The sequence below is a fragment of the Streptosporangium sp. NPDC003464 genome, from assembly GCF_053588315.1.
The window spans coordinates 1-1,552 of record NZ_JBSFPS010000550.1 but is presented as its reverse complement, the minus strand read 5'-3'; the positions used below and the strand labels follow the sequence as shown (position 1 = coordinate 1,552).

Annotated in this window: 1 protein-coding gene and 1 pseudogene; one reads left to right on the top strand and one right to left on the bottom strand. The window is 69.4% G+C overall.

Going from position 1 to position 1,552, the window contains the following annotated elements; all coding sequences use genetic code 11:
* Positions 1-147 precede the first annotated feature (147 nt).
* A complete protein-coding gene (locus ACWDS7_RS48435) occupies positions 148-1,350 on the top strand; it encodes an NAD(P)/FAD-dependent oxidoreductase (RefSeq protein ID WP_451934821.1) in 1,203 nt (400 codons plus the stop codon).
* Between the two features lie 42 nt (positions 1,351-1,392).
* Here the strand turns inward: ACWDS7_RS48435 and ACWDS7_RS48430 are convergent.
* Positions 1,393-1,552 (bottom strand): annotated as a pseudogene (locus ACWDS7_RS48430) (IS5/IS1182 family transposase); the annotation flags it as partial.

Sequence of the window (1,552 nt, the reverse complement as noted above, 5' to 3'; positions counted from 1 at the left end):
CTACCCGATGCTCCAGCAGGTCTACGCCGACCGGCTCAAGACCTGGGCCGACTGGCAGGACCTTTCGGCAGAGGCTCACGGCAACCTCGATCAAGAGAATCGGTGAAGTCAAATCACCAGGAGCAAGCGAACCGACAGGAGCAACACATGAAGCACCGCATCGTCGTACTCGGCGCCGGCTATGCCGGGGCCTACGCGGCCGGGAACCTGGCCCGCCGGCTGTCCCCGGCGGACACCGAGATCACCGTGGTCAACGCTGAGCCGGACTTCGTCGAGCGGCTGCGACTGCACCAGCTCGCGGCCGGCCAGGAGATCGAGGCTCCAAAGCTCGCCGACGTCTTCGCGGGCACAGGGATACGGCTGCGCCTGGCCCGTGTCACCGCCGTCGACCCCGAGCGCCAGATCGTCGCCGTGGCCGACGCCGACGCCGACGGCGGCGAGCTCGGCTACGACACGCTTGTCTACGCGCTCGGCAGCCACGGCGACGACTGCGGCGTCCCCGGCGTGGCCGAGCACGCCTTCGACATCGCCGGCCGACCCTCGGCGCTGCGCCTGCGCGAGCGCCTGGACAGCCTGAGCAGGCGGGGCGAAGACGGGAGTGTGCTGGTCGTCGGCGACGGGTTGACCGGCATCGAGACCGCCACCGAGATCGCCGAATCCCGGCCCGGCCTGTCGGTGACACTGATCGCCCGCGGCGAGCTGGGCGCCCGGCTCTCCGCCGGAGCCCGCAGCCACCTACGCCAGGCCTGCGACCGGCTGGGCATCACCGTCCTGGAGCACACCAGCGTCGAAGCCGTCGAAGCGACGCGGGTGCTGTGCGCCGACGGCACCGCCCTGGCGTCCGACGCGACCGTGTGGACGGCCGGGTTCGCGGTCAACCCCATCGCCGCCGCCGGCGGGCTGGAGGTCGCCGAGAACGGTCAGATCGTCGTCGATCACACCATGCGGTCGGTCTCGCACCCTAACGTCTACGCCGCCGGCGACAGCGCCTACGCCATCGGCGACAACGGCCGGCCGCTGCCGATGTCCTGCGCCTCGGCCGGCTACACCGGCCGACAGGCCACGGACGCGATCGTGGGACATCTGACCGGCCGCAAGATTGCGAACAGCAAGCTCGTCTACCTGGGCAACCACATCAGCCTCGGGCGGCAGGACGGGATCCTGCAGACAGTCGACGACGAAGCGCGAGCAAAGCCGAAGTATGTGGGCGGCCGGAAGGCCGCCCACATCAAGGCGGGCATCCTCAAGATCTCGCTGTGGGGCATCTCGCACCCGACCTTCGGCCTGCCCAAGCGCAAACGCCGCCTGGCCGCCACGTCAGATGCGTCCGCCGAGAAGGCGCTCGCGTAGCCGCCTGGAGCCTGTACGGAGTTCGGATCTCCAGGCTGGTCGGAGGCTTCGGATCCATAAGACGGCTCCGCGTGGATGCAGACCGGCCAGATAGCTGTCAGGTGTCTTGTCGGACCGGAAGGCCGGCCCACGCCACTCCTTCATCCGGTTGATGCAGCGTTCGGCCGCGTTGCGCTGCTTGTAGAGATCGGGATCATGGGTG